Source organism: Pseudomonas tohonis (genome assembly GCF_012767755.2).
GTDB classification, from domain to species: domain Bacteria; phylum Pseudomonadota; class Gammaproteobacteria; order Pseudomonadales; family Pseudomonadaceae; genus Metapseudomonas; species Metapseudomonas tohonis.
This window is the reverse complement of sequence record NZ_AP023189.1, coordinates 1,264,526-1,289,850: the sequence shown is the minus strand read 5'-3', so window position 1 is coordinate 1,289,850 and position 25,325 is coordinate 1,264,526. Positions and strand designations below refer to the sequence as shown.

Genomic DNA, 25,325 nt, shown 5'->3' with positions numbered 1-25,325 from the left:
GCGTCAGTTCAGGAACAATTCGATAACGGTGGGCAGGCCGTCCGGGGTGTAGTAAACCGAACCTTGCCAATCGATCTTCAAGCCAAGATGAGCGAAATCGGTAAGCTCGCCGCGCAGGTACACCTTGGTCTGGTCGTTCACTTCGAAGCGTTGCGAAGCGCAGGTCTGGCAAGCGGTAGCGAGTACATACCCTTTGACGGGATCGCCAGTCTTGTTGGTGAGACTGAGAATCAGCGTGGCGCTTTCGATGTACTTCGGTGGAGCTTCATCGGTCCCCTCTGCAACTCCATGCAATGCGAAACCGGAAACGAAAAGCGCCAGGAAGAAATGGATCAAACGGTTCATATCCGGCCTCGATCATTTGAGGTTAAAGAAGACCAGGCCCTGGGCCTGATCGGAAAGAGCACCACCAATCCGGGTGGTCGCCTTGATCTCGTACTGCTGGCAGGTGTAGTTGCCGAAGGAATACCCCTTTCCGAAACTCGCACAGTCCAGCTGACCGACGCTCCTGATGGTATTGGTCTGGGCGTTCTCGCTGTTGCCCGAGGCTGGTAAGGCAACGATCGATGCCAGGGAAATAGGCCTCATCAGGGATGGGAAACGAGACAGCGAACCGACCCAGTTGGGGTCGTCTTCATTTGACGTTGTGGCAAGGGTGCCGCTCGTTGCAGACATCAGCGGTTGGCGATTCGCCACCACATTCAGCCGAAGCAGTTGAGAGCGAATCTCGGTCTGCCCTTGCTGGTAAGCGGTATTGCGGAACTGGTTGCTGCTGGCCATGCGTTCGTCGTTGGTCGCGAAACGAACAGCAGTGATGCCCGCAGCGGTCAGCACGACAAGGAAAACAAGCGCAACGATCAAGGTGGCGCCTGCCTGGCGTTGCAGTGGTCGGAGGGACTGCATATGAGCGCTTCCTAGAGATTCTTGAACTGGACGGTGGTAGTGAACACCTGGCGCGCTCGACCATCGCTGGAGGAAAACGGAGCGGCATCCAGCAGGTAATAGTTCCGCTGAACAGGGGCCGGGTTCAGGACATCAACCGAGTTGGCCAGGACAGCGATACGAACAGCAACAACCTTGCTCCAGTTGCTGACGCGATCAGCCGATACGAACTGGTTGACGCTCTGGGAATTCCCCCCGGTATCGATGCCGTAGAGGACCTGAAGGGAGTCAACACCGTCGATAAGGCGCTGTCCGGCACTCAGGGCCGCGTTGGTGGTCCGGTTGAAGGACTTGCAACCCAATGCGGCCGTTGAGTTATTTGCGTCCGCTGGAATGATGTAGAAGGTATTGACCACCAGATTGTTGTCAGGCACCACCGCACCGGCGCAGTCGCGCTTGGCTCCATCGATGATGGGAGGTTCAAAGGTGAACCCCACCACATCGGCGCCACTACCGCTGCCGTTGGTAGCGCAAGGATTGTTGCCGGTGTTACCGACTCCACAGACCGTCCTTTCCACTGGGAAAGGACGGTCAAGTGTAGAGCCAGGTGAGGTGTAGCCGGCCTGGCGAGCACTCTGGGTGATGAACTCAAGGGCAAACCGACCATTTTCCTGCAACTTGGCCATGGCATCGTTGGTCGCGAACGTCTGCTTGCTGGAGATGAAGACCTGGATGATGCCCAGCAGCAGGATCAGGCCCAGGGTCAGGCCGATCATCAACTCGACCAGGCTCAAGCCGCGTTGGCGCTGAAAACTAGAGACGAAATGCTTGCTCATCGTTGCACCTGCGCACTGCTGGTCAGGTTTTCCCCGGCCGAGTTCTTGCTAGCCTTACTTTGCCAAGTCGTCGTGATACTCAGTTGAGTTCCGGATGCGACAACGGCGAGAGGTTGCGTACCACTGACCGCCAGTCCCAGGAAATCTCGACTGTTATAACGCCCGGAGGCTGCAGTCGCGTCGGCACCATACGCGGTTGTTCCACTATAAGAACACTGCGCCTCCCAGCGATCGTAGGCCGCCATCTGGGCAGCCGTGCAGTTGGCACCGTTCACCTTGGCCGCAGTGATCGGGTTGTAGTAATCACTGCAACGCTGGGCCGGCAGGTTGGAGCAGTTCGGAGCCGTGGTGTAGTCGCTGGTACCAGCCTCCTGGTTCGCGCGGATGCGCTCCGCCAGGTCCTGCACGATCCAGGTCGCCTGGGTGCGCTGGTTACTATCCCCGGAGCTCTGCAACGCGCTGAGCTGGAGCGCCGCGAAACCGAGCAGGCCAACGGCGAAGATCAAGAGTGCGATCAGCACCTCGATCAGCGAAATCCCCACCTGCTTGGAGACGTTATCAACAGGACGCATCGCGGTTCACCTTCTTGATCGAGGCCTTGCCCAAGGCATTGAGAGACACACAGCGCGCGCTGCTGTCATTGTCCTGCAGACGCTCCGAGGTCACTTTGAAGGACTGGGCGCTGATGCCTGACAACAGCGTTCCATCGCGTCGGAACGTCAGCTTGTTGGTGGATTGCAGGTACGGCGCGTTGACGGTCACATCCGAAGCTCCCTGGAAGTTACGAATGACGTCGGCGCTCGCGCAGTTGTTGATGCTGGCAGGTCCAACGCACCAGCCGTCGGTCCAGCCGTCCTCGCTGTTGGTCATGGGCAACACCACCACGTTGGCATTGAGTTTGGTGGCCTCGACGCGGGCCACCGCCAGGGCATTCATAAGCTCACTGGCCTGCCCGGACACCCGCTGCCTGACGATGAACCCACCCATCGCGGGCAGGGCAATTGATGCAACGATCCCCATGATGACGATGGTCACCAGAAGTTCGATCAGACTGAATCCACGTATACGTTCCATGAGTACTTCCTCTGCGCAGGCTGTAAGCTAGCGGGCCGAAACTTCGACCTCAAACAGCATGGGATGGCCGGCATGGAGGAACGTACGAGCGGCTATTTTACGGGGATGCGGCTACTCGCCGCCGTGTTTCGTTCGCACCCGGCCTTGGCGGTTGATGATAATCCGCCGCTCAATGCGAGATGTTGACGCGCTTACTACAAACGTGCCGTTGCTGATGGCTGTCAGACCGCTGCCGTTGAAGTGGATTGATCGCTTATTACCGGCCCCACCCCAATGAAGGTCGATACCTGGCGGTACATCCAGCAGCGAGATTAGATGATCTTGAGAAGTCAGCACTCGATGCCCTTCATCATCGAAGAAGGTACTCAGCGCTTTGCTCCAGTCGCGAGTGCATCGCCCTTCATTATCAAGAGGGCACAGGGTTACGCGGCGCCCTTCGGTAAGCGCTAGATGGCGAGCCTGATGAACAGCATGCGCGAGGTCACGGCTGAATCCTGCTACGCGATGCCCCATCACCCAAGACAGGCAGCTGGGCAAGGACATCGCGATGATGATCGATAACACCGCTAGAGAAATAAGTTGGGAAGCCAAACCCATTCCGAGATTCTTACGTTCCATCTGTCCTTGCTCCAGTTCCATGGAGTGACTTATTAGTCAGGAGGTCTTCGTGTCAGTCCTTGTTGTAGGTGGAGGGGTCATTGGGCTTCTGACCGCCCTGGAGCTGGCAACCGCCAGCGAAGTCGTGCTCGTCGAGCGTTCGCACGTGGGACGCGAGGCCTCCTGGGCCGGAGGCGGAATTGTATCCCCCCTCTATCCCTGGCGTTACAGCGCCGCGGTGACGGCCTTGGCTCATTGGTCGCAGGATTTCTACCCAGACCTTGGAGAGAAACTGCTGAGGGCCACTGGCATCGATCCAGAGGTGCACGCCACCGGTTTGTACTGGCTGGACCTCGATGACGAGACCGAGGCCCTAAATTGGGCAAGCCGTGAAGGTCGTCCACTTCATGCGATGGAGATGATGCAGGTGCACAAGCAGGTGCCATCTCTGGGGGCAGGTTTCGAGCGCGCCGTCCATATGCCGAGGGTGGCCAATATCCGCAATCCACGACTCGCGCAATCGCTGCGAGCAGCGCTCTTTGCGCTCCCCAACGTCACACTCCGTGAACAGGCTGGAATCGACAGTTTCATCATCGAAGAGGAAAGGGTGGTCGGCGTCAGGATAGGCCAGGAAGAACTCCGGGCCGACCGCGTGGCTCTCTGTGCTGGCGCCTGGAGCGGAGAACTCCTTGCCACACTTGGCCTTTCGTTACCGGTCGAACCGGTGAAGGGACAGATGATTCTCTACAAGTGCGAGCCGGATTTTCTGCCGAGCATGGTGCTGGCCAAGGGGCGCTATGCGATCCCGCGGCGCGACGGTCACATCCTGGTGGGGAGCACCCTGGAGCATGAAGGCTTCGACAAGACGCCGACCGAGGCCGCACTGGAAAGCCTGAGGGCGTCGGCCATCGAGATGCTGCCGGCGCTGGCGGAGGCCGAGGTGGTCGGCCATTGGGCCGGATTGCGGCCGGGGTCGCCCGACGGCATTCCTTTCATCGGGCCTGTGCCCGGTTTCGATGGGCTCTGGCTGAACTGCGGTCATTACCGCAATGGGCTGGTGCTGGCGCCCGCGTCCTGCCGGCTGCTCACCGACCTGATGCTGGGGCGCGAGCCCATCGTCGATCCCGCGCCCTATGCCCCGGGAGCGCGCCTGAAGCCGCTGGCCTGATGCCGCCGGGGATCAGTCGATCCCCAGTTTCTTCAGGCGGTAGCGCATCGAGCGGAAGGTCAGGCCCAGGCGCTGGGCTGCGGCGGTGCGGTTCCAGCGGGTTTCTTCTAGGGCCTGCATGATGAGCTTGCGCTCGATCTCTTCCAGGTAATCCTCGAGGTTGCTGACCTGCGCTAGATCGGCCTCGCTGCTTTCCGACGGCGAGGGCGCGTCGGCCAGGCGCAGGTCCTCGGGCTGGATCTGGTCGTTGTCGCAGAGCGTGTAGGCCCGCTCGAGCATGTTTTCCAGCTCGCGGACGTTGCCGGGGAAGCGATAGCTCTTGAGCTTTTCCATGGCGTCGCGGGTAATGCTGGCCGCGGCGCTGTCCGCAGCCAGGCGCTTGAGCATCACATCGGCCAGTTGCGGGATGTCCTCGCGGCGCTCGCGCAGCGGAGGGACGCTGAGTTCGATGACGTTCAGGCGGTAGTAGAGGTCCTGGCGGAAGCGCCCGGCCGCCACTTCGGCAGCCAGGTCCTTGTGGGTGGCGCTGAGAATGCGTACGTCCACCACCACTTCCTGCTGGCCACCTATGGTGCGAATGGCCTTTTCCTGGATGGCACGCAGCAGTTTCACCTGCATGGGCAGGGGCAGGTCTGCCACTTCGTCCAGGAACAGGGTGCCGCCATGGGCCGCCTGGAACAGGCCGATCTTGTCTTCGATGGCGCCGGTGAAGCTGCCTTTCTTGTGGCCGAAGAATTCGCTTTCCATCAGTTCCGAGGGGATGGCGCCGCAGTTGACCGGTACGAAGGGGTCTTCGTGGCGCGGGCCCTGCTCGTGGATCATGCGTGCCACCAGTTCCTTGCCGCTGCCGGACTCGCCGCTGATGTAGACGGGGGCCTGGCTGCGCGCGAGCTTCTGGATCTGGTTGCGCAGCGCCTTCATCGGCGGCGAGTCGCCGAGCAGGCGGTTGTCCATCGGCGTGTCGCCGCTGCCGCTGGTGCGCAGGCGCAGCGCCGCGGCGACCAGCTCGCGAAGCCGGCCGAGGTCCACAGGCTTGGTGAGGAAGTCGAAGGCGCCGGCCTTCAGTGCGTTGACGGCGGTGTCCAGGCTGCCGTAGGCGGTGATCATCGCCACCGGGACCTGCGGATGGCGCTGCTGGATGTGCTGCACGAGGTCGAGGCCGGTGCCGTCCGGCAGGCGCATGTCGGTCAGGCACAGGTCGAAGGGTTCGGCGGCGAGGAGTTCACGGGCTTCCTTGACGTTGCGGGCGCTGCGGGTATCCAGCTTCATCCGGCCGAGGGTGATCTCCAGCAGCTCGCGGATATCGGGCTCGTCGTCGACGATGAGTGCTCTCTGTCTGGTCATGGTCAGCTCAATTTGCGCGGGTGGGCAAAGGTAATGCGAAAACAGCTGCCGCCGGTTTCGCGTGGGCGGTAGTCGAGGCGGGCCTGGTTGCTCTCGCACAGCTCGCGCGAGATGTACAGGCCGAGCCCGGTACCCTTGCTTTCAGTCGTGTAGAAGGGTTCGAAGATGTGCTGCACCTGCTCGGGCGGCACGCCGGCTCCATCATCCATGATCTCCAGGATGGGCAGGTCGCTTTCCGGATCACGGAATAGGCGAAGCCAGACCTGTCCGACCTTGTTCTTCTGAAAACTGTAGCGCAGACCGTTCTGTACCAGGTTGGTCAGTACCTGGGTCAGCTGGTGCGGGTCCATGCGGGTCTGGATCGTGCCGCTGTTGGTCTCGATGTGCAGTGTCTGGCCGGGACCGGAAGCATTGCGGAATTCGCTGGCGAAGCGGTGCAGCCAGTACTTCAGGTCGAGCAGTTGGGGTTCTGACTGGCGGCGGCGTGACAGCTGCAGGACGTTCTCGATCACCAGGTTCATGCGTCGCGACTGGTCCTGGATGATCTGCGCCAGGCGTCGGTCTGGGCCGGTCAGCTCTTCCGACTCCTGCAGCAGCTGCGCGGCATGGCTGATGGCGCCCAGGGGGTTGCGTATCTCATGGGCGATGCCGGCGGTCAGACGGCCGAGGGAGGCGAGCTTGAGCTGTTGCGCCTGCTGGGCGATCTGCGAGATGTCTTCGAGGAAGATCAGGGTGTCGCGTTGCTCGCCCCGTTGCAGCGGTACGAAGCTGGGTTGCAGCACCGGGCCTTCGGGCATGGCCTGCAGGCTCTGCGGGCGCAGGGCCGGGTTGTCCATCCACTGCTGGAGGCGCTTGACCAGTTCCGGGCTCTGCGGGTCGATGATGCGTCCGGCGAGGTCATCGCGGCCCAGCAGGGTCTGGGCGCCCTGGTTGGCCAGGAGCACGCGGTGTTGCGCGTCGAGCACCAGGATGCCGGTGCGCATCCGTTGCAGGATCAGGGCGTTGAGTGCCTCGAGGTTGGCGACGTCGGCGGCGCGCTTTTCCGCCAGGGTCTCGCTCAGTTGCAGGCGTTTGCTGATGCCCTGGACGAAGAGGGCGGCCGCAAAACAGAGGGCGCCGAGCGCGCCGGCCTGTACGTACTGGTTGGCGACTTCCGGGCGGCTGAGGCTGAGGTAGAAGGTCAGGTAGATCATGCCGATGGTGGCGATGGCGGCAATCAGCAGGCCGACCCGGCCCCGCAGCAGGATGTTGGCGATGGCCACCGTGACTATCACCAGGTTGCCGATGCCGCTGGGCGTACCGCCGGCCGCGTAGAACAGGCAGGACAGCAGGATCACGTCCACGAGTGCCAGGCTGAACACCTGCAGCATGTGCTTCGGATGGCGGACCATCAGGGCGATCAGGATGTTCAGCAGCAGGTAGAACCAGGAGGCGTTGCGGAACAGTTGCGCGCGGGCGAGGTCGAGCAGTTCGCTGTCCAGCTCGCTGGAGATCAGCCCGACCAGCGCGAGGCCGATGATCAGCCGGTAGAGGTTGTAGAGGCGGAAGATGCGCCGCGCCGGCTGCCCGCCCAGGACCGTCGACTCACCGCTCACCGCTGGTGGTGTCCTGTTCCAGGTGGGCGCGGCTGCAGTACCAGCGCTCGCCACTGGCCAGCGCATGGGCCTGCGGCACATGCACGCCGCACTGGCTGCATCGCACCATCGGGCTGGCGGCCTCGTCCGCGGGTTTCTGCGGGCGCGGGGCTGGTGGTGCCTTCATCCGGCGCCAGACCCAGACAGCGGCGAAGATCACAACAATCCAGAACAGCAGGCGGATCATCCCGGCGAGCTCACTTGTCATTGAAAGGAGCGCAGTTTAGCCAAGCCGGTGGTCCGCGCACAGCGGGGAGGCTGCGAGCTGTGCGTCAGGTCCCCTGGCGATGCCTGGAGCGGGGCGGGCAATTCGCAGGGACAAAAAAAAGAGGCCCGCAGGCCTCTTCTTCGATCACGTTGGGTGTTCTCAGTCGAAAACGCCGAAGGTCATGTAGCTGAACCAGGAGCGGTCGCCGCTGCTGTTGGCTTCCGCTTCGTGCTGTTCTTCCTGCACTTCCTGCTGGTTCTCGGGCTTCAGTTCGTCCGGGATTTCTTCCTGGGCGTCTTCGTACTGCTTGATCACGTCCTGGTTGGCGCGGGTCTCGCCCGGGGGCAGCGGCGGCTCGCTCTCGATCAGGCCGAGGGTCGCCTTGGCCAGCCAGGAGCGGTTGTCGGCCTCTTCCTCGCGCGGCACGAACTGGCCATCGACCAGGTTCGGGTGGTCGGGGTAGTTGAGCTTCAGGGTTTCCAGGCTGGTTGCGGCCAGGTCGTTCAGGTTCAGGCGCTGGTAGGCCTCGACCATCACGGCCAGGCCGTCACCGACGGACGGGGTTTCCTGGAAGTTCTCCACCACATAGCGACCACGGTTGGCGGCGGCGACGTAGGCCTGGCGGGTCAGGTAGTAGTGGGCGACGTGGATTTCATAGGCGGCCAGCAGGTTGCGCAGGTAGATCATGCGCTGCTTGGCATCCGGCGCGTAGCGGCTGTGCGGGTAACGGGTGGTCAGCTGGGCGAACTCGTTGTAGGAGTCGCGGGCCGCACCCGGGTCGCGCTTGGTCATGTCCAGCGGCAGGAAGCGGGCGAGCAGGCCACGGTCCTGGTCGAAGGAGGCCAGGCCCTTCAGGTAATAGGCGTAGTCGACGTTGGCGTGTTGCGGATGCAGGCGGATGAAACGTTCGGCGGCGGACTTGGCGGCCTCGGGCTCGACGTTCTTGTAGTAGGCGTAGATCAGTTCCAGCTGGGCTTGCTCGGCATAACGACCGAACGGATAGCGGGACTCGAGGGCCTTGAGCTTGGATACGGCGCTGGTATAGCTCTTGTTGTCCAGGTCGGCCTGAGCCTGCTGGTACAGCTCGGACTCGCTCAGGTTCTCGTCCACCACTTCTTTGGAGGAGCAGGCGGCGGTTAGGGCGAGAATGGCGATCAGCAGCAGGTGTTTCACTTGCATAGCGGCTTGCGTCCCTGTGACGGCTGGCTGTCTTGGGCGGAGCCGTCCTGTTATGATGGGCGCCCTGGGCTCCCCCAGGACAAAGACGCCGTATTTAACCACAAGCGCGTGGCCGAAACCAAAGGCTGCGCCCCCGCCGTTTTCGAGCATGTCCCCAATCATCAAGCAGGCTATTCAACTCAGCGCCGAGGTGCCGTCCGAACTGGGCGGGCAACGCCTCGATCAGGTCGCTGCCCAACTCTTCGACGAGCATTCGCGTTCGCGCCTGTCCGCCTGGATCAAGGACGGGCTGCTCACGGTCGACGGCCAGGTGCTGCGCCCGCGCGACACCGTCCATGGCGGTTCCTTGCTGGAGCTCAATGCCGAGCAGGAATCCCAGGGCGAGTGGGTGGCCCAGGACATCGCGCTGGACATCGTCTTCGAAGACGACCAGCTGCTGGTGCTGGACAAGCCTGCCGGGCTGGTTGTCCACCCCGCTGCGGGGCATGCCGATGGCACCTTGCTGAATGCCCTGCTGCACCATGTCCCGGACCTGGCCAACGTGCCGCGTGCCGGCATCGTGCACCGCCTGGACAAGGACACCACCGGCCTGATGGTCGTGGCCAAGACCTTGGAAGCGCACACCAAGCTGGTGGCGCAGCTCCAGGCCCGCACCGTCAGCCGCATCTACGAGGCCATCGTGGTTGGCGTGATCACCGCCGGCGGCAAGGTCGACGCCCCCATCGGTCGCAGCTCGCAGCAGCGCCAGCGCATGGGCGTGGTGGCCGGCGGCAAGCCTGCGGTCAGCCATTATCGGGTGCTGGAGCGGTTCCGCTCGCACACCCATGCCCGGGTCAAGCTGGAGACCGGCCGCACGCACCAGATCCGCGTGCACATGTCCTACGTGAACTTCCCGCTGGTCGGCGACCCTGTCTACGGGGGGCGCTTCCGCATCCCGCCCGCAGCCAGCCCCACGCTGGTCCAGACCCTCAAGGACTTTCCCCGCCAGGCCCTGCATGCCCGCTTCCTCGAACTGGATCATCCGGTGACCGGCGCGCGCATGAAGTGGGAATCGCCGCTGCCCGACGACATGGTCTGGCTGCTGACCCTGTTGCGCCAGGACCACGAGTCCTTCAACTGATGGATGACTGGCTGACGCCCGACTGGCCCGCCCCCGCGCGGGTCCGTGCCCGCGTCACCACCCGTGCCGGCGGGTGCAGCCAGGCACCCTTCGACAGTTTCAATCTCGGCGATCACGTCGACGACGATCCCGCCGCCGTGGCGCACAACCGCGCCCGACTGGTCAGCGCCCTCGGCTGCCAGCCCGCCTGGCTCAGCCAGGTGCACGGCGTGCGCGTGGTCGAGGCCGACCCTTCGCGTGTCGAGGTGGCCGACGCCAGCTGGAGCTCGACGCCCGGCATCGCCAGCCTGGTGATGACCGCCGATTGCCTGCCGGCCCTGTTCTGCGACCGCGCCGGCACCCGTGTCGCCGCCGCCCATGCCGGCTGGCGCGGGCTGGCCAACGGCGTGCTCGAAGCGACCCTCGATGCCCTCGACCGCCCGGCGGACCAGGTACTGGTCTGGCTTGGCCCGGCCATCGGCGTCGACGCCTTCGAGGTCGGCCCGGAAGTGCGCGACACCTTCGTCGCCCAGCATCCACAGGCCGCAGCCGCTTTCCGCCCCAGCCACAATGAAGGCCGGCTGATCGCCGACATCTATGCCCTGGCGCGCATCCGCCTGGCCGCGCGCGGTGTGACCGCCGTCTACGGTGGTGGCCTGTGCACCGTCAGCGACCCGCGCTTCTTCTCCTACCGCCGTGCCTCCCGCACCGGCCGTTTCGCCAGCCTCGTCTGGCTCGCCGACTGATCCCCGCCGGCGTTTCTCCTCGCCGCCGGCCGTCGCGGACTGACGCGAGTCAAGGTCCGCTGGCTTGAATCGCCCAGAATCGTCCTTATCTAGACTGCATCTCGGCGGGCTTCTCGTCTTCGGGGCCTTCATCGCTCCAGCCCGCTCTTTAAAGGAAGGACTGCCCTCATGCGAATCGACCGTTTGACCAGCAAGCTGCAACTGGCGCTCTCCGATGCCCAGTCACAGGCCGTGGGCCACGACCACCCGGCCATCGAACCTTTTCACCTGATACTCGCCCTGCTCGACCAGCAGGGCGGCTCCATCAAGCCCTTGCTCATGCAGGTGGGCTTCGACATCGCTGCCCTGCGAAGCGCCCTGACCAAGGAGCTGGACGGGTTGCCGAAGATCCAGAACCCCACCGGCGACGTGAACCTGTCCCAGGACCTGGCGCGCCTGCTCAACCAGGCCGACCGCCTGTCCCAGCAAAAGGGCGACCAGTTCATCTCCAGCGAGCTGGTGCTGCTCGCCGCCATGGACGAGAACACCCGGCTCGGCAAGCTGTTGCTCAGCCAGGGCGTGACCCGCAAGGCGCTGGAGAACGCCATCGCCAACCTGCGCGGCGGCCAGGCGGTCAACGACCCCAATGTCGAGGAATCCCGCCAGGCGCTGGACAAGTACACCGTCGACCTGACCAAGCGCGCCGAGGACGGCAAGCTCGATCCGGTGATCGGCCGTGACGACGAGATCCGTCGCACCATCCAGGTCCTGCAGCGCCGCACCAAGAACAACCCCGTGCTGATCGGCGAGCCCGGCGTCGGCAAGACCGCCATCGCCGAGGGCCTGGCCCAGCGCATCGTCAACGGCGAAGTGCCGGACGGCCTCAAGGACAAGCGCCTGCTGTCCCTGGACATGGGCGCGCTGATCGCCGGCGCCAAGTTCCGCGGCGAGTTCGAGGAGCGCCTCAAGGCGGTGCTCAACGAGCTGTCCAAGCAGGAAGGCCGCATCATCCTGTTCATCGACGAACTGCACACCATGGTCGGCGCCGGCAAGGCCGAGGGCGCGATGGACGCCGGCAACATGCTCAAGCCCGCGCTGTCCCGTGGTGAACTGCACTGCGTCGGTGCCACCACCCTGGACGAATACCGCCAGTACATCGAGAAGGACGCGGCCCTCGAGCGCCGCTTCCAGAAGGTCCTGGTGGACGAGCCCAGCGAGGAAGACACCATCGCCATCCTCCGTGGCCTCAAGGAGCGCTACGAGGTGCACCACGGCGTGACCATCACCGACGGCGCCATCGTCGCCGCCGCGAAGCTGTCGCACCGCTACATCACCGACCGCCAGCTCCCGGACAAGGCCATCGACCTGATCGACGAGGCCGCCAGCCGCATCCGCATGGAGATCGACTCCAAGCCCGAAGCGCTGGACCGCCTGGAGCGCCGCCTGATCCAGCTGAAGATCGAGCAGGAGGCCCTGAAGAAGGAGGACGACGACGCCGCCCTCAAGCGCCTCGAAAAGCTCAAGGACGATATCGCCCGCCTGGAGCGCGAGTACGCCGACCTGGAAGAGATCTGGAAGTCCGAGAAGGCCGAGGTGCAGGGCTCGGCGCAGATCCAGCAGAAGATCGAACAGGCCCGCCTGGACATGGAGGCCGCCCGTCGCAAGGGTGACCTGCAGCGCATGGCCGAATTGCAGTACGGCATCATCCCCGACCTCGAGCGCAGCCTGCAGATGGTCGACCAGCACGGCAAGACCGAAAACCAGCTGTTGCGCAACAAGGTCACCGACGAGGAGATCGCCGAGGTCGTCTCGAAGTGGACCGGCATCCCCGTGTCGAAGATGCTCGAAGGCGAGCGCGAGAAGCTTCTGAAGATGGAATCCGTGCTGCACCAGCGCCTCATCGGCCAGGACGAGGCGGTCGTCGCCGTATCCAATGCCGTGCGCCGCTCGCGTGCGGGGCTGTCCGATCCGAACCGGCCCAGCGGCTCCTTCCTCTTCCTCGGCCCGACCGGCGTCGGCAAGACCGAGCTGTGCAAGGCCCTGGCCGAGTTCCTCTTCGACACCGAGGAAGCGCTGGTGCGCATCGACATGTCCGAGTTCATGGAGAAGCACTCCGTGGCCCGGCTTATCGGCGCGCCGCCCGGCTACGTCGGCTATGAGGAGGGCGGCTACCTGACCGAGGCCGTGCGTCGCAAGCCCTATTCGGTGGTGCTGCTGGACGAAGTGGAGAAAGCCCATCCGGACGTCTTCAACATCCTCCTGCAAGTGTTGGAGGACGGTCGCCTCACCGACAGCCACGGACGTACCGTGGACTTCCGCAATACCGTGGTGGTGATGACCTCCAACCTCGGCTCCGCGCAGATCCAGGAGCTGGTGGGAGATCGCGAGGCCCAGCGCGCGGCGGTGATGGACGCGGTGAGCAACCACTTCCGTCCCGAGTTCATCAACCGCATCGACGAGGTGGTGGTGTTCGAGCCGCTGGCCCGCGAGCAGATCGCCGGCATCGCCGAGATCCAGCTGCAGCGCCTGCGCAAGCGCCTGGCCGAGCGGGAGCTGAACCTGGAGCTGTCCGGCGAGGCGATGGACAAGCTGATCGCCGTCGGCTACGACCCGGTCTATGGTGCCCGCCCGCTCAAACGCGCCATCCAGCGCTGGATCGAGAACCCCCTGGCGCAACTGATCCTGGCCGGCAGGTTCGCCCCGGGCATCGCCATCAACGCCAAGGTGGAGGGCGAGGAGATCGTCTTCGACTGACCCCGGAACCGGTAAGGAAAAGCCCCGCATCGCGGGGCTTTTTCTTGAGCGTCAGAAGCTACTTGATCTCGACGACCCGCAACTCCTTCGGCATCGAGAACGTCACATTCTCCGGCCGGCCATCCAGTTCCACCGCGACCTCAGCGCCCCAGGCGCGGAGTTGTTCGATCACTCCTTGCACCAGCACTTCCGGTGCCGAGGCGCCGGCGGTGATGCCGACACGGGTAACGCCTTCGAACCAGGCCTGCTGCATGTCCTCGGCACCGTCGATGAGGTAGGCCGGGGTGCCGATGCGTTCGGCGAGTTCGCGCAGGCGGTTGGAGTTGGAGCTGTTGGGGCTGCCGACCACCAGGACCACATCGCTCTCGTCGGCGAGCTGCTTGACCGCGTCCTGGCGGTTCTGGGTGGCGTAGCAGATGTCGTCCTTGCGCGGGCCACCGATGCTGGGGAACTTGCTGCGCAGGGCGTCGATGACGCGGCTGGTGTCGTCCATGGAGAGGGTGGTCTGGGTGACGAAGGACAGCGCCTCGGGGTTGCGTACCACCAGGCGCTCGACGTCGGCCTCGTTCTCCACCAGGTAGATGGCGCCGCCATTGCTGGCGTCGTACTGGCCCATGGTGCCTTCCACCTCCGGGTGCCCGGCATGGCCGATGAGCACGCACTCGCGGCCGTCACGGCTATAGCGCGCGACTTCCATGTGCACCTTGGTCACCAGCGGGCAGGTGGCGTCGAAGACCTTCAGGCCACGGCGGTCGGCTTCCTGGCGCACGGCCTGGGAAACGCCGTGGGCACTGAAGATGACGATGACGTTGTCCGGCACCTGGTCCAGTTCCTCGACGAAGACGGCGCCACGGGCGCGCAGGTCCTCGACCACGAACTTGTTGTGTACGACTTCGTGACGCACGTAGATCGGCGGGCCGAAGACTTCCAGTGCGCGGTTGACGATCTCGATGGCGCGATCGACGCCGGCACAGAAGCCGCGGGGGTTGGCGAGTTTGATTTGCATGCTGTCTACCTCTGGGCCTTACGGCCGCCCTCCCCTGCGGGAGATGAAATCAGGCCGGCTTGACCGCCAGGATCTCCACCTCGAAGCGCAGCGACTTGCCGGACAGCGGGTGGTTGAAGTCGATGGTCACGTGGCTGTCGTCGAAGGCTTTGACCACGCCGGGCAGTTCGGTGTTGGCGGCGTCGTTGAAGATGATCAGCAGGCCTTCGGAAAGCTCCATGTCCTGGAACTGGCTGCGCGGCATCACCTGCACGTTCTGCGAGTTGGGCTGGCCGAAGCCCTGCTCCGGGTCGATCGGCAGCACGCGCTTGTCACCGGCCTTGAGGCCGAACAGGGCGCCCTCGAATCCAGGCAGCAGGTTGCCGTCGCCGACCTTGAAGGTAGCCGGTTGCTTGCCGAAGGTGCTGTCGACGACATCGTCGTTCTCCAGCCTGATGGCGAAATGCAGGGTGACTTCCGTGTCCGGGCCGATACGCGAGACGCTGGCGAGAGACTCAGTCATGAGCGGGTTCTCCGGACTTCTTCGACTTGAACATATCCAGCGCCAGCATGATGGCGCCCAGGGTGATGGCGCTGTCGGCCAGGTTGAACGCCGGGAAGTACCAGCGATCCTGCCAATGCACCAGGATGAAATCGACCACGTGGCCGAGCACCACGCGGTCGTAGAGATTGCCCAGTGCGCCGCCGAGCACCATGGCCAGCGCGATGGCCAGCCAGGTTTCGTCGGCCTTCAGGCGCTTGAGCCAGACCACCAGCACGCCGCTGACCACGAGGGCGATCAGGGCGAAGAACCAGCGCTGCCAGCCGGAGCTGTCGGCGAGGAGGCTGAAGGCGGCGCCGGTGTTGTACACATGGGTCAAATCGAACCAGCCGGGTATGACGGTCCAACGAGCGTGCTTGGGAATTACATCCAGCACCACCCATTTGGAACCTTGGTCCAGCAGGAACACCAGCACGCTCAGCAGCAACCAGCCGAGACGGCCAAAACGGGCCTCAGGCATAGTGGCGGACCTCGCCGGCGCCTTCTATGTTCTCGACGCAACGGCCGCAGAGCTCGGGGTGCGCGGCGTTCACGCCGACATCGGCGCGGTGGTGCCAGCAACGCCCGCACTTGGCGTGTACGGATTTGAAGATCTTCAGCTTCAGGCCCGGCACCTCGGTTTCCACCGCATCGGCCGGCGCTGCGGTCAGCGGCTGCACGTCGGCGGTGGAGGTGATCAACACGAAGCGCAGTTCGTTGCCCAGCTTGGCCAGCTTGGCAGCCAGGGACTCCTCGGCGAAGACGGTAACCTCGGCCTGCAGGCTGCCGCCGATGGCCTTGGCGGTGCGCAGGTTCTCAAGCTCCTTGTTCACCGATGCCTTGACCGCGACCACGTCTTCCCAGAAGGCATTGCTCATCTCGAAACCTTCCGGCAGCTCGCTCAGGCCCTGGTACCAGGTGTTGAGCATCACCGACTCGTCGCGCTCGCCCGGCATGAACTGCCAGATTTCCTCGGCCGTGAAGGCCAGGATCGGGGCGACCCAGCGCACCAGTGCCTCGACGATGTGGAACAGCGCGGACTGGCAGGAACGACGCGCCAGGCTGTCGGCCTGGGTGGTGTACTGGCGGTCCTTGATGATGTCGAGGTAGAAGCCGCCCAGTTCCTGCACGCAGAAGTTGTGTACGCGGGAATAAACGTTCCAGAAGCGGTACTCGCCGTAGGCCTCTTCCAGCTCGCGCTGCAGCTGCAGGGTGCGGTCGACGGCCCAGCGGTCAAGCGCCAGCATGTCCTCGACCGGCACCAGGTGCTGCGCCGGGTCGAAGCCGGTGAGGTTGGAGAGCATGAAGCGCGTGGTGTTGCGGATGCGGCGATAGGCATCGGCGCTGCGCTGCAGGATCTGCTGGGACACGGCGATCTCGCCGGAGTAGTCGGTGGACGCGACCCACAGTCGCAGGATATCGGCGCCCAGGGTGTCGATCACGGTCTGCGGCACCACGGTGTTGCCCAGGGACTTGGACATCTTGCGGCCGGACTCGTCGACGGTGAAGCCGTGGGTCAGCAGTTGACGATAAGGCGCATGGCCGTCGATGGCGCAACCGGTGAGCAGGGACGAGTGGAACCAGCCACGATGCTGGTCGGAGCCCTCCAGGTACAGGTCGGCGGCCGGGCCGCTGGTGTGGGCCAGCTCCGCATGGGAGCCGCGCAGCACGTGCCAGTGGGTGGTGCCGGAGTCGAACCACACGTCCAGGGTGTCGCTGATCTTGTCGTATTGCGAAGCCTCGTCGCCCAGCAGCTCGGCGGCGTCCAGCCTGAACCAGGCCTCGATGCCCTCCTGCTCGACGCGCTTGGCCACCTCTTCCATCAGCTCGACGGTGCGCGGGTGCAGCTCACCCGTGGCCTTGTGCAGGAAGAACGGGATCGGCACGCCCCAGTTGCGCTGGCGCGAGATGCACCAGTCCGGGCGACCGGCGATCATGTTGTGCAGGCGCGCCTGGCCCCACGCGGGAATGAACTCGGTCTGCTGGATGCCCGCCAGTGCGCGCTCGCGCAGGGTGGCACCTTCGTTGGGCTGCTTGTCCATGCCGACGAACCACTGCGCGGTGGCGCGATAGATCAACGGGGTCTTGTGGCGCCAGCAGTGCATGTAGCTGTGGTTGATGCTCTCGTGCTTGAGCAGCGCGCCCACTTCTTCGAGCTTGGCGACGATGGCCGGGTTGGCCTTCCAGATGAACTGGCCGCCGAAGAACGGCAGGTCCTGGACATAGACGCCGTTGCTCTGCACCGGGCTGAGGATGTCGTCGTTGCTCATGCCGTAGTGCTTGCAGGAGCGGAAGTCGTCCTCGCCATAGGCCGGCGCGGAGTGAACGACGCCCGTGCCGGCGCCCAGCTCGACGTACTCGGCCAGGTAGACGGGCGAGAGGCGCTCATAGAACGGATGGCGGAAGCGGATGTGCTCCAGCGCCTCGCCCTTGGCGGTAGCGACGACCTGGCCTTCGAGGCCGAAGCGCGCCAGGCAGGATTCCACCAGCTCCTCGGCCAGCAGCAGCAGGCGCGACCCGGTGTCGACCAGGGCGTAGGTGAATTCGGGGTGGACGTTCAGCGCCTGGTTGGCGGGGATGGTCCACGGGGTGGTGGTCCAGATGACGATGGCGGCGGGCTTGGCCAGGCTCGACAGGCCGAAGGCGGCAGCGAGCTTGTCGGCATCCTCGACGAGGAAGGCGACGTCGATGGCATCGGACTTCTTGTCCTGGTACTCGACCTCGGCCTCAGCCAGGGCGGAGCCGCAATCGAAGCACCAGTTGACCGGCTTCAGGCCCTTGAACACGAAGCCCTGCTTGACCATCTCGGCCAGCGCGCGGATCTCGCCGGCCTCGTTGGCGAAGGCCATGGTCTTGTAGGGGTTGTCCCACTCGCCCAGCACGCCCAGGCGGATGAAGTCGGCCTTCTGCCCCTCGATCTGCTCGGCGGCGTAGGCGCGGCACAGCTCGCGGGTCTTGTCGGCAGGCAGGTTCTTGCCGTGGGTGGTCTCGACCTTGTGCTCGATCGGCAGGCCGTGGCAATCCCAGCCCGGCACGTAGGGGGCATCGAAGCCGGCCAGGGTCTTGGAACGGACGATGATGTCCTTGAGGATCTTGTTGACCGCGTGACCGATGTGGATGCTGCCGTTGGCGTAGGGCGGGCCGTCGTGCAGGACGAACTTCGGACGACCCTCACCGATCTGGCGCAGCTTCTGGTAGAGCCCGATGGAGTCCCAGCGCTGCAGGGTCTCCGGCTCACGCTGGGGAAGACCGGCCTTCATCGGAAATGCCGTTTCCGGCAGGTTGAGGGTCGCTTTGTAATCGGTCATGTCAGTCCAGGCTCATCATTGAATGGGGATGCCCTGCCAGTAGGCACGGGCGGCGGCGACGTCCGCGTCGATCGCCGACTTCAACGCCTCCAGGGAAGCGAAACGCTGCTCTTCACGCAGCTTGTGGTGGAAGGTCACGCTGATGCGCCGGTCATACAGGTCGGCGGAATAATCCAGCAGATGCACTTCCAGGTGGGCCTTGCCATCCCCCTTCACGGTGGGACGCACGCCGATGTTGGCAACGCCGGGACGACGCACGCCATCCAGATCGACGCTGACCAGGAAAACCCCGGAAAGGGGAACACGCCGACGCTTGAGCTGCACGTTGGCCGTGGGCGTGCCCAGCTGGCGCGCCAGCTTCTGCCCGTGCAGCACCCGGCCGGTGATGGAGAACGGCCGGCCGAGGAGGCGCTCGGCCAGCGGGAAGTCGGCGGCGGCCAGGGCCTGGCGCACCCGCGTGCTGCTCACCCGCACACCGTCCAGCTCGACGGTGGCTGCCGCTTCGACACTGAAGCCCTCGGCCGCACCGGCCATCTGCAGGAAGGCGAAGTCACCCGCGCGATCGCAGCCGAAGCGGAAGTCATCACCGACTTCCAGATGCTTGACCCCAAGCCCCTCGACCAGCACGGCGTGCACGAACTCGGCGGCGCTGAGCTCGCGCAGACGACGGTTGAAGGCCAGGCAGAGCACCCGGTCGACGCCTTCGGCTGCCAGCAGCTCGAGCTTGTCGCGCAGCCGGGTCAGGCGCACCGGCGCGGTGTCGGGGCCGAAGAATTCACGGGGCTGCGGCTCGAAGATCACCACGCAGCTGGGTACGCCCAACTCGCCTGCGCGCTCGCGCAGGCGTTTGAGAATGGCCTGATGGCCACGGTGTACGCCGTCGAAATTGCCGATAGTGGCAACGCAGCCCCCAAGTTGGGGCCGCAGGTTGTGGAGGCCTCGGACCAGCTGCATAGCACACGTCTTGTTCACAAAGTGGCCGATTATACGCACACCCGCGAGCAGACAACAGGCGTCGCTGACGTGTCGCAGACGGGCCGTGACGAGAGCCTTCCGGGTGCCCGGCCAGGCTCAGAGCGCGCGCCGGGCGAAGTGACGCAGGCGGAAGCCGAGCAAGGCCAGGGTGGCGAAATAGCCGAGGGCGCCGGCTGTGACCAGCGCCCCGAGACGCAGCAGGCGCAGCAGCATGTCGCCCTGGTCCCAGGCGGGCAGCAGCCACATGCCGCCGACAAGCACCGCCGTCATCACCGCGACCGCCAACAGCAGCTTGGCGAGGAACATCGGCCAGCCGGGCTGCGGCTCGAACAGCTTCTGCCGGCGCAACTGCCAATACAGCAGCGCGGCGTTGAGGCATGCCGCCAGGCCGATGGCCAGCGCCAGGCCGGCATGCTGCAGCGGGCCGATGAAGACGAGGTTCATCGCCTGGGTCGCGACCAGGGTGAACAGCGCGATACGCACCGGCGTGCGCAGGTTCTGCCGCGCATAGAAGCCCGGCGCCAGCACCTTGACCAGGATGATCCCGAGCAGCCCCGCCGAATAGGCGATCAGCGCCCGCTGGGTCATCTCGGCGTCATGGGCGCTGAACTTGCCGTACTGGAACAGCGAGACCGTCAGCGGCTCGGCGATCAGCGCCAGCGCCAGCGCGCAGGGCAGCACCAGCAGGAAACACAGGCGCAGCCCCCAGTCCAGCAGTTGCGAATAGGCCTGGCGGTCATCACTGGCGTAGGTCTTGGCGAGCGACGGCAGGAGGATGGTGCCCAGGGCGACGCCGAGCACTCCGGACGGCAGCTCCATCAGGCGGTCGGCGTAGTACATCCAGGACACCGAGCCGGCGGCCAGGAAGGACGCGAAGATGGTGTTGATGATCAGCGAGATCTGGCTGACCGAAACACCGAAGATCGCCGGCCCCATCTGCTTGAGCACCCGCCAGACGCCGCTGTCGCGCAGGTTCAGGCGCGGCAGCACGAGCATGCCGATGCGCTTCAAGTGCGGCAGCTGGTAGAGCAGCTGGGCCAGGCCACCCGCCAGCGTCGCCCAGCCCAGGGCCATCACCGGCGGGTCGAAGTAAGGGGTCAGGAACAGGGCGAAGACGATCATCGCCACGTTAAGCAGGGTCGGCACGAAGGCCGGCACGGCGAAGCGGTTCCAGGTGTTGAGTACCGCCCCGGCGAGGGAGGACAGGGAAATGAGGAAGATGTAGGGGAAGGTCACCCGCAGCAGCGAGGTGGTCAGCTCGAATTTTTCCGGCGTATCGGCGAAGCCCGGCGCCGTGGCCCAGATCACCCAGGGCGCGGCGAGCACGCCGAGGGCCGTGACCACCGCCAGCACCAGCGTCAGCAGGCCCGACACGTAGGCCAGGAAGGTGCGGGTCGCCTCCTCCCCCTGCTGGGTCTTGTACTCGGCCAGGATCGGCACGAAGGCCTGGGAGAACGCACCCTCGGCGAAGATCCGCCGCAGCAGGTTGGGCAGCTTGAAGGCCACGAAGAAGGCGTCGGTGGCCACGCCGGCGCCGAAGATGCGCGCCACGATGGTGTCACGGACGAAGCCGAGAACCCGCGAAAGCATGGTGATGGAACTGACGGCGGCCAGCGATTTGAGCAGATTCATGGAGGTCGGAGGCTTGTGCTCGTTGGAAGTCCCGCCAGGCGGAAAACGCTGCCGCCGGGCCGAAAGCGCCCTGCTTTCGAAGGCGGCGAGTGTAGAGCCGGCACGAAAATAAATCACGCCGCGGTCCGGTATGAGGTACGCTCGTCGCCCCTTTGCAGGGAAGCCACGCCTGCCCTTGACATTGATTCATCGCATCGGCATGATTCGCGGCCTTATTTGTTTGTATCCCCCCAGTTTTCGAGGAGCTTGACGGTGGCCAATACACCTTCTGCCAAAAAACGCGCAAAACAGGCTGAGAAGCGTCGTAGCCATAACGCCAGCCTGCGCTCCATGGTCCGCACCTACATCAAGAACGTCGTCAAGGCGCTCGATGCCAAGGACCTGCCCAAAGCCCAGAACGCCTACACCCTGGCTGTTCCGGTAATCGACCGCATGGCCGACAAGGGCATCATCCACAAGAACAAAGCTGCTCGTCACAAGAGCCGCCTGAACGCCCACATCAAGGCGCTCAGCCAGGCTGCTGCCTAAGCTTTGCTTTTGATGAAAGACCGGCCCCAGGGCCGGTTTTTTATTGCCTGCGAAAAAGCCACGCCGATCGACAGGCACAAAAAAGCCCGGCGAACCGGGCTTCGATGCTCGCCAGGACTCATTTCGCCCAGGGCAGGATCGGGATCGCCGTGACCGCGTTCTGCGGGCTGCCTTCGATGACTCGATCGCTGTACACCAGGTACACCAGCGTATTGCGCTTCTGATCGAAGAAACGCACCACCTGCATGGTCTTGAACACCAGCGAGGTGCGCTCCTTGAACACCTCCTCGCCATCCTTCAGCTCACCCTTGAAATGGATGGCACCGACCTGACGGCAAGCGATGGACGCCTCCGCACGATCCTCGGCCAGCCCGAGCCCACCCTTCACGCCGCCGGTCTTGGCGCGGGACAGGTAGCAGGTCACGCCCTCCACCTTGGGATCATCGAAAGCCTCGACGACGATCTTGTCGTTCGGCCCCACCCACTTGAACACGGTGGAAACCGAGCCGATCTCCTCGGCGGACGCCAGCATAGGCGCGCACAGAGCCAACGCCACCCATCCCTTGATCATGCGCATTCGAACGCTCCTTCAGACCAGAACCAGGTTGTCCCGATGCACCAGCTCGGGCTCGTCGACGTAGCCGAGTAGCTTCTCCACCTGCTCGGAGGACTGCCCGATGATCTTCTGCGCTTCCAGAGCGCTGTAATTGACCAGCCCACGGGCGACTTCACGCCCATCCGGGCCGACGCAGACCACCATCTCGCCACGGCGGAAACTGCCCTGCACCGCCTTCACGCCGACCGGCAGCAGGCTCTTGCGATCGTCACGCAGCGCCTTGACCGCACCCGCATCCAGCACCAGGGTGCCACGGGTCTGCAGATGGCCGGCCAGCCACTGCTTGCGCGCCGCCAGCATGCCGCGCTCCGGCGCCAGCAGCGTACCCAGGCGCTCGCCGGCCTTGAGGCGGTCCAGAACGCGCTCGATACGCCCACCGACGATCACCGTGTGCGCACCGGAGCGCGCAGCCAGGCGCGCCGCGCGCAGCTTGGTCTGCATGCCGCCACGCCCCAGCGCACCGCCAGTGCCGCCCGCGACCGCATCCAGGCTCGGATCATCCGCACGGGCTTCGAATATCAGTTGCGCATCGGGGTTGTGGCGCGGGTCGGCATCGAACATGCCGTCGCGATCGGTGAGGATCACCAGCAGGTCGGCCTCGACCAGGTTGGCCACCAGGGCCGCCAGGGTGTCGTTGTCGCCAAAGCGGATCTCGTCGGTGACCACCGTGTCGTTCTCGTTGATCACCGGGATGGTGCCGAGTTCGACCAGCGTGCGCAGCGTGCTGCGCGCATTGAGGTAACGCTTGCGGTCGGAGAGATCGTCATGGGTCAGGAGGATCTGCGCGGTATGCCGGCCATGCTCGCCGAAACTCGACTCCCAGGCCTGCACCAATCCCATCTGCCCCACGGCGGCGGCTGCCTGCAGCTCATGCATCGCCTTGGGCCTGGCGCTCCAACCCAGGCGACTCATGCCCGCCGCCACGGCGCCGGAAGACACCAGCACCAGCTCGACCCCCGCATTGCGCAGGGCAACCATCTGCTCGACCCAGACCGCCATGGCGTCGCGATCCAGGCCGCGACCATCCGCCGTCAGCAAGGCACTGCCGATCTTCACCACCCAGCGCTGCGCGCCCGTCACCTTGTCCCGCATATCTTCCAACCTTAGCTAGAAAGCCGTGCGGCCCATGGCGCACAGCCTATGGCGATCATCTGCGCCGAGCGGCGCACTCATCAGGGTACGTAGAAGATTTCCGGACCGTCGCCGTCGTCTTCGTCATCCTCGAAGTCATCATCGTCATCCTGCGCACCGGCGCTCTTCAGCCCGGCGCGGCGCAGGGCCCGCTGATCGTCCAGCGCCTGCAGACGGGCACGCGCCTCGTCCTCGATACGCTGGTCGAGCTCGGCGAGCTCCTCGGCGTAGGCCGGCTCCTCGCTGATGCGCAGGGCGCGCTCGTCGAGGTAGCGCATGATGTCCTGGGACAGCGCCTCGGTGCCCTCGCGCTCCAGCGCGGAGATCACGTAGACAGGGCCTTCCCAACCCAGGCGCTCGATCACCGCCTTCATGCGCGCCTCGCGATCCTCGTCGAGCAACTGGTCGGCCTTGTTCAGCACCAGCCAGCGATCACGCTCGGTGAGCGCCGGACTGAAGCGCCCCAGCTCCTCGATGATGGTGGCGGCGGCCTCGGCCGGATCACTCTCGTCCAGCGGCGCCATGTCGACGATGTGCAGCAGCAGACGGGTACGCGCCAGGTGCTTGAGGAAACGGATGCCCAGGCCGGCGCCTTCCGCAGCCCCCTCGATCAGGCCAGGGATGTCGGCCACGACGAAGCTCTTGTAGCGACCGACACTGACCACGCCCAGGTTCGGCACCAGCGTGGTGAAGGGGTAGTCGGCGACTTTCGGCTTGGCAGCGGAGACCGAGCGGATGAACGTGCTCTTGCCGGCATTCGGCAGGCCTAGCAGGCCGACATCGGCCAGCACCTTCAGCTCCAGCTTGAGATCGCGGGACTCGCCCGGCTTGCCATTGGTGGTCTGGCGCGGCGCGCGGTTGGTACTGGATTTGAAACGGGCGTTGCCCAGGCCGTGCCAGCCACCCTGGGCGACCATCAGGCGCTGACCGGGCTTGGTCAGGTCGCCGATGATCTCCTGGGTGCCGGCATCGATGATGGTGGTGCCCACCGGCACGGGGAGAATCAGGTCCTCACCCTTGTGCCCGGTGCAATCCTTGCTGCCACCGTTCTGGCCACGCTGAGCATCGAAACGGCGGGTATAGCGATAGTCGACCAGGGTGTTCAGGTTCGGGTCGGCTTCCATGAACACGGAACCACCGTCACCGCCGTCGCCGCCATTGGGACCACCCTTCTCGATGAATTTCTCGCGACGGAAACTCATCAGGCCATTGCCGCCATCACCCGCTTTTACAAAGATCGATACTTCATCGACGAATTTCATCAGGACGCCTCCCGCCACGCGGGACGGGTTGAAAGAAAAAAGAACACAAGGATACAGGGAAGCCCGCGCAAATCGGAGTTTCCATCTATCAGAAACAAAAAAGCCCCGTCGCAAGACAGGGCTTTTGCAGCGGAGTCGCGATCAGGCCGCGACGACGCTCACGTACTTGCGACCGAAAGCGCCTTTGACCTCGAACTTGACCACGCCATCCACTTTCGCGAACAGGGTGTGGTCTTTGCCCAGGCCAACGCCGTAACCGGCGTGGAACTTGGTGCCGCGCTGACGCACGATGATGTTGCCGGCCTTGATGGCCTGGCCGCCGTACAGTTTCACGCCAAGGCGTTTACTTTCTGAGTCGCGGCCGTTGCGGGTAGAACCGCCAGCTTTTTTGTGTGCCATGAGTCAAATCCTCCAAAAAGGAAATTAGGCCTGGATGCCGGTGATTTTGATTTCAGTGAACCACTGGCGGTGGCCCTGGCGCTTCATGTGGTGCTTACGACGGCGGAACTTGATGATGCGCACTTTGTCGTGACGGCCTTGAGCGACCACTTCAGCGACTACTTTGGCGCCATCAACGACCGGAGCGCCGATTTTCACGTCGTCGCCATTGCCGATCAGCAGAACGCGATCGAAGGTCACGGATTCGCCGGTGGCGATCTCGAGTTTCTCGATCTTCAGGAATTCACCTTCAGCGACTTTGTATTGCTTGCCGCCGGTAACGATAACTGCGTACATGGATTTTCTCCGTTAAACCTGCTCACCCGACGCTTTATAGGAAGAAGAAGGGGTCGGCATGGCTGCATGGGGCCGGAACTGGAACCCGTGCAATTGCGTAAGGCAGGAAAAT

Annotated in this window: 26 protein-coding genes; 5 read left to right on the top strand and 21 right to left on the bottom strand. The window is 64.4% G+C overall.

Translation table 11 applies throughout. The annotated features are described in order from the left end of the window. Nucleotides 1-3: 3 nt before the first annotated feature. From HSX14_RS05990 to HSX14_RS05965, 6 genes are all read right to left on the bottom strand, one after another. On the bottom strand, nucleotides 4-345 hold the full coding sequence (locus HSX14_RS05990; RefSeq protein WP_173173360.1) for a hypothetical protein: 342 nt from the start codon (nucleotides 343-345) through the stop codon (nucleotides 4-6). A gap of 12 nt (nucleotides 346-357) precedes the next feature. Then, nucleotides 358-903, bottom strand: a complete 546-nt coding sequence (locus tag HSX14_RS05985; RefSeq protein ID WP_173173362.1) for a pilus assembly PilX family protein — start codon at nucleotides 901-903, stop codon at nucleotides 358-360. Nucleotides 904-914: 11 nt separating this feature from the next. Then, a complete protein-coding gene (locus HSX14_RS05980) occupies nucleotides 915-1,718 on the bottom strand; it encodes a PilW family protein (RefSeq protein ID WP_173173364.1) in 804 nt (267 codons plus the stop codon). Further along, on the bottom strand, nucleotides 1,715-2,290 hold the full coding sequence (gene pilV / locus HSX14_RS05975; protein WP_173173366.1) for a type IV pilus modification protein PilV: 576 nt from the start codon (nucleotides 2,288-2,290) through the stop codon (nucleotides 1,715-1,717). Before pilV ends, HSX14_RS05980 begins: the two co-directional genes overlap by 4 nt. After that, entirely contained in the window at nucleotides 2,277-2,792 is a 516-nt protein-coding gene (locus tag HSX14_RS05970; protein ID WP_173173599.1) for a GspH/FimT family pseudopilin, read from the bottom strand. The genes pilV and HSX14_RS05970 overlap by 14 nt, the downstream gene beginning before the upstream one ends. 111 nt (nucleotides 2,793-2,903) lie before the next feature. Further along, nucleotides 2,904-3,431 carry a GspH/FimT family pseudopilin gene (locus HSX14_RS05965; RefSeq protein WP_173173368.1) on the bottom strand — a complete coding sequence of 176 codons (528 nt, stop codon included), beginning with the start codon at nucleotides 3,429-3,431 and terminating at the stop codon, nucleotides 2,904-2,906. A 28-nt stretch (nucleotides 3,432-3,459) separates the two neighbouring features. On the opposite strand from HSX14_RS05965, the gene thiO reads away from it, so the two are divergent. Then, complete coding sequence (gene thiO / locus HSX14_RS05960) at nucleotides 3,460-4,557, top strand: glycine oxidase ThiO (RefSeq protein WP_373874678.1); 1,098 nt, start codon at nucleotides 3,460-3,462, stop codon at nucleotides 4,555-4,557. Between the two features lie 12 nt (nucleotides 4,558-4,569). Here thiO and HSX14_RS05955 read toward each other — a convergent pair whose 3' ends face one another. From HSX14_RS05955 to HSX14_RS05940, 4 genes are all read right to left on the bottom strand, one after another. Continuing rightward, nucleotides 4,570-5,901 carry a sigma-54-dependent transcriptional regulator gene (locus HSX14_RS05955; RefSeq protein ID WP_173173370.1) on the bottom strand — a complete coding sequence of 444 codons (1,332 nt, stop codon included), beginning with the start codon at nucleotides 5,899-5,901 and terminating at the stop codon, nucleotides 4,570-4,572. Nucleotides 5,902-5,903: 2 nt separating this feature from the next. Beyond that, complete coding sequence (locus tag HSX14_RS05950; RefSeq protein ID WP_228723545.1) at nucleotides 5,904-7,496, bottom strand: sensor histidine kinase; 1,593 nt, start codon at nucleotides 7,494-7,496, stop codon at nucleotides 5,904-5,906. Beyond that, complete coding sequence (locus HSX14_RS05945; protein WP_173173374.1) at nucleotides 7,486-7,722, bottom strand: PP0621 family protein; 237 nt, start codon at nucleotides 7,720-7,722, stop codon at nucleotides 7,486-7,488. Before HSX14_RS05945 ends, HSX14_RS05950 begins: the two co-directional genes overlap by 11 nt. Before the next feature lie 180 nt (nucleotides 7,723-7,902). Further along, nucleotides 7,903-8,922 (bottom strand): outer membrane protein assembly factor BamD, encoded by a 1,020-nt coding sequence (locus tag HSX14_RS05940; RefSeq protein ID WP_173173376.1) that lies wholly within the window; start codon nucleotides 8,920-8,922, stop codon nucleotides 7,903-7,905. A gap of 148 nt (nucleotides 8,923-9,070) precedes the next feature. On the opposite strand from HSX14_RS05940, the gene rluD reads away from it, so the two are divergent. The 3 genes from rluD to clpB all read left to right on the top strand — a co-directional run bounded on the left by rluD (nucleotide 9,071) and on the right by clpB (nucleotide 13,500). Further along, nucleotides 9,071-10,042 carry a 23S rRNA pseudouridine(1911/1915/1917) synthase RluD gene (rluD, locus tag HSX14_RS05935; protein WP_373874679.1) on the top strand — a complete coding sequence of 324 codons (972 nt, stop codon included), beginning with the start codon at nucleotides 9,071-9,073 and terminating at the stop codon, nucleotides 10,040-10,042. Next, nucleotides 10,042-10,767 carry a peptidoglycan editing factor PgeF gene (pgeF, locus tag HSX14_RS05930; protein WP_173173378.1) on the top strand — a complete coding sequence of 242 codons (726 nt, stop codon included), beginning with the start codon at nucleotides 10,042-10,044 and terminating at the stop codon, nucleotides 10,765-10,767. Before rluD ends, pgeF begins: the two co-directional genes overlap by 1 nt. A 168-nt stretch (nucleotides 10,768-10,935) precedes the next feature. Further along, nucleotides 10,936-13,500, top strand: a complete 2,565-nt coding sequence (clpB, locus tag HSX14_RS05925; RefSeq protein WP_173173380.1) for an ATP-dependent chaperone ClpB — start codon at nucleotides 10,936-10,938, stop codon at nucleotides 13,498-13,500. Between the two features lie 58 nt (nucleotides 13,501-13,558). Here the strand turns inward: clpB and ispH are convergent, their stop codons facing one another. The 6 genes from ispH to murJ all read right to left on the bottom strand — a co-directional run bounded on the left by ispH (nucleotide 13,559) and on the right by murJ (nucleotide 20,941). Next, nucleotides 13,559-14,506, bottom strand: a complete 948-nt coding sequence (gene ispH / locus HSX14_RS05920; RefSeq protein WP_173173382.1) for a 4-hydroxy-3-methylbut-2-enyl diphosphate reductase — start codon at nucleotides 14,504-14,506, stop codon at nucleotides 13,559-13,561. Nucleotides 14,507-14,555: 49 nt separating this feature from the next. Continuing rightward, on the bottom strand, nucleotides 14,556-15,008 hold the full coding sequence (locus HSX14_RS05915; RefSeq protein WP_173173384.1) for an FKBP-type peptidyl-prolyl cis-trans isomerase: 453 nt from the start codon (nucleotides 15,006-15,008) through the stop codon (nucleotides 14,556-14,558). Further along, nucleotides 15,001-15,507 carry a signal peptidase II gene (gene lspA, locus HSX14_RS05910; RefSeq protein WP_173173386.1) on the bottom strand — a complete coding sequence of 169 codons (507 nt, stop codon included), beginning with the start codon at nucleotides 15,505-15,507 and terminating at the stop codon, nucleotides 15,001-15,003. The genes HSX14_RS05915 and lspA overlap by 8 nt, the downstream gene beginning before the upstream one ends. After that, nucleotides 15,500-18,334 carry an isoleucine--tRNA ligase gene (gene ileS / locus HSX14_RS05905; RefSeq protein WP_173173388.1) on the bottom strand — a complete coding sequence of 945 codons (2,835 nt, stop codon included), beginning with the start codon at nucleotides 18,332-18,334 and terminating at the stop codon, nucleotides 15,500-15,502. Before ileS ends, lspA begins: the two co-directional genes overlap by 8 nt. A 15-nt stretch (nucleotides 18,335-18,349) precedes the next feature. Next, nucleotides 18,350-19,288 (bottom strand): bifunctional riboflavin kinase/FAD synthetase, encoded by a 939-nt coding sequence (ribF, locus tag HSX14_RS05900; protein ID WP_173173390.1) that lies wholly within the window; start codon nucleotides 19,286-19,288, stop codon nucleotides 18,350-18,352. A 117-nt stretch (nucleotides 19,289-19,405) separates the two neighbouring features. Then, nucleotides 19,406-20,941, bottom strand: a complete 1,536-nt coding sequence (gene murJ / locus HSX14_RS05895; RefSeq protein ID WP_173173392.1) for a murein biosynthesis integral membrane protein MurJ — start codon at nucleotides 20,939-20,941, stop codon at nucleotides 19,406-19,408. A 252-nt stretch (nucleotides 20,942-21,193) separates the two neighbouring features. Here murJ and rpsT point away from each other — a divergent pair, with 252 nt between their 5' ends. Further along, on the top strand, nucleotides 21,194-21,469 hold the full coding sequence (gene rpsT / locus HSX14_RS05890; RefSeq protein WP_173173394.1) for a 30S ribosomal protein S20: 276 nt from the start codon (nucleotides 21,194-21,196) through the stop codon (nucleotides 21,467-21,469). Nucleotides 21,470-21,587: 118 nt separating this feature from the next. Here rpsT and HSX14_RS05885 read toward each other — a convergent pair whose 3' ends face one another. The 5 genes from HSX14_RS05885 to rplU all read right to left on the bottom strand — a co-directional run bounded on the left by HSX14_RS05885 (nucleotide 21,588) and on the right by rplU (nucleotide 25,213). After that, nucleotides 21,588-22,046 (bottom strand): CreA family protein, encoded by a 459-nt coding sequence (locus HSX14_RS05885; RefSeq protein ID WP_173173396.1) that lies wholly within the window; start codon nucleotides 22,044-22,046, stop codon nucleotides 21,588-21,590. A 12-nt stretch (nucleotides 22,047-22,058) separates the two neighbouring features. After that, nucleotides 22,059-23,177: a glutamate 5-kinase gene (gene proB / locus HSX14_RS05880; protein ID WP_173173398.1), complete on the bottom strand. Its 1,119-nt coding sequence runs from the start codon at nucleotides 23,175-23,177 to the stop codon at nucleotides 22,059-22,061. Between the two features lie 80 nt (nucleotides 23,178-23,257). Then, nucleotides 23,258-24,478: an Obg family GTPase CgtA gene (gene cgtA / locus HSX14_RS05875; RefSeq protein WP_173173401.1), complete on the bottom strand. Its 1,221-nt coding sequence runs from the start codon at nucleotides 24,476-24,478 to the stop codon at nucleotides 23,258-23,260. 141 nt (nucleotides 24,479-24,619) lie between these two features. Continuing rightward, nucleotides 24,620-24,877: a 50S ribosomal protein L27 gene (gene rpmA / locus HSX14_RS05870; RefSeq protein WP_111259737.1), complete on the bottom strand. Its 258-nt coding sequence runs from the start codon at nucleotides 24,875-24,877 to the stop codon at nucleotides 24,620-24,622. Between the two features lie 24 nt (nucleotides 24,878-24,901). After that, nucleotides 24,902-25,213 carry a 50S ribosomal protein L21 gene (gene rplU / locus HSX14_RS05865; protein WP_021219380.1) on the bottom strand — a complete coding sequence of 104 codons (312 nt, stop codon included), beginning with the start codon at nucleotides 25,211-25,213 and terminating at the stop codon, nucleotides 24,902-24,904. Nucleotides 25,214-25,325 lie beyond the last annotated feature (112 nt).

Coding starts and splice junctions, on each gene's coding strand:
- HSX14_RS05990 (WP_173173360.1), bottom strand. CDS start 345: ATGAACCGTTTGATCCATTTCTTCCTGGCGCTTTTCGTTTCCGGTTTC.
- HSX14_RS05985 (WP_173173362.1), bottom strand. CDS start 903: ATGCAGTCCCTCCGACCACTGCAACGCCAGGCAGGCGCCACCTTGATC.
- HSX14_RS05980 (WP_173173364.1), bottom strand. CDS start 1,718: ATGAGCAAGCATTTCGTCTCTAGTTTTCAGCGCCAACGCGGCTTGAGC.
- pilV (WP_173173366.1), bottom strand. CDS start 2,290: ATGCGTCCTGTTGATAACGTCTCCAAGCAGGTGGGGATTTCGCTGATC.
- HSX14_RS05970 (WP_173173599.1), bottom strand. CDS start 2,792: ATGGAACGTATACGTGGATTCAGTCTGATCGAACTTCTGGTGACCATC.
- HSX14_RS05965 (WP_173173368.1), bottom strand. CDS start 3,431: ATGGAACTGGAGCAAGGACAGATGGAACGTAAGAATCTCGGAATGGGT.
- HSX14_RS05955 (WP_173173370.1), bottom strand. CDS start 5,901: ATGACCAGACAGAGAGCACTCATCGTCGACGACGAGCCCGATATCCGC.
- HSX14_RS05945 (WP_173173374.1), bottom strand. CDS start 7,722: ATGATCCGCCTGCTGTTCTGGATTGTTGTGATCTTCGCCGCTGTCTGG.
- HSX14_RS05940 (WP_173173376.1), bottom strand. CDS start 8,922: ATGCAAGTGAAACACCTGCTGCTGATCGCCATTCTCGCCCTAACCGCC.
- rluD (WP_373874679.1), top strand. CDS start 9,071: ATGTCCCCAATCATCAAGCAGGCTATTCAACTCAGCGCCGAGGTGCCG.
- pgeF (WP_173173378.1), top strand. CDS start 10,042: ATGGATGACTGGCTGACGCCCGACTGGCCCGCCCCCGCGCGGGTCCGT.
- clpB (WP_173173380.1), top strand. CDS start 10,936: ATGCGAATCGACCGTTTGACCAGCAAGCTGCAACTGGCGCTCTCCGAT.
- ispH (WP_173173382.1), bottom strand. CDS start 14,506: ATGCAAATCAAACTCGCCAACCCCCGCGGCTTCTGTGCCGGCGTCGAT.
- HSX14_RS05915 (WP_173173384.1), bottom strand. CDS start 15,008: ATGACTGAGTCTCTCGCCAGCGTCTCGCGTATCGGCCCGGACACGGAA.
- lspA (WP_173173386.1), bottom strand. CDS start 15,507: ATGCCTGAGGCCCGTTTTGGCCGTCTCGGCTGGTTGCTGCTGAGCGTG.
- ileS (WP_173173388.1), bottom strand. CDS start 18,334: ATGACCGATTACAAAGCGACCCTCAACCTGCCGGAAACGGCATTTCCG.
- ribF (WP_173173390.1), bottom strand. CDS start 19,288: ATGCAGCTGGTCCGAGGCCTCCACAACCTGCGGCCCCAACTTGGGGGC.
- murJ (WP_173173392.1), bottom strand. CDS start 20,941: ATGAATCTGCTCAAATCGCTGGCCGCCGTCAGTTCCATCACCATGCTT.
- HSX14_RS05885 (WP_173173396.1), bottom strand. CDS start 22,046: ATGCGCATGATCAAGGGATGGGTGGCGTTGGCTCTGTGCGCGCCTATG.
- proB (WP_173173398.1), bottom strand. CDS start 23,177: ATGCGGGACAAGGTGACGGGCGCGCAGCGCTGGGTGGTGAAGATCGGC.
- cgtA (WP_173173401.1), bottom strand. CDS start 24,478: ATGAAATTCGTCGATGAAGTATCGATCTTTGTAAAAGCGGGTGATGGC.
- rpmA (WP_111259737.1), bottom strand. CDS start 24,877: ATGGCACACAAAAAAGCTGGCGGTTCTACCCGCAACGGCCGCGACTCA.
- rplU (WP_021219380.1), bottom strand. CDS start 25,213: ATGTACGCAGTTATCGTTACCGGCGGCAAGCAATACAAAGTCGCTGAA.